This window comes from Paraburkholderia sp. BR10872 (assembly GCF_040965835.1).
GTDB lineage: Bacteria > Pseudomonadota > Gammaproteobacteria > Burkholderiales > Burkholderiaceae > Paraburkholderia > Paraburkholderia nodosa_A.
Map to the genome: position 1 here is coordinate 1 of NZ_JBFRCN010000210.1, position 252 is coordinate 252.

The window sequence follows — 252 nt, forward strand, 5'->3', positions numbered from 1 at the left end:
CTCGGAGAGAACAGACTTTCAATTACAGGGCTTTTACCTTCTATGGCGGGCCTTTCCAGACCTCTTCGTTTAATCGGTTCCTTTGTAACTCCATGTGAGACGTCCCACAACCCCAACCAGCAAGCTGATTGGTTTAGGCTATTCCGCTTTCGCTCGCCGCTACTGACGGAATCACTTTTGTTTTCTCTTCCTGAGGGTACTTAGATGTTTCAGTTCCCCTCGTCTGTCTCTTCACACCCTATGTATTCAGGT

1 rRNA gene is annotated in these 252 nt (G+C 48.0%); it reads right to left on the reverse strand.

Going from position 1 to position 252, the window contains the following annotated elements:
• A 23S ribosomal RNA gene (locus tag AB4Y43_RS40715) occupies positions 1 to 252 on the reverse strand; the annotation flags it as partial.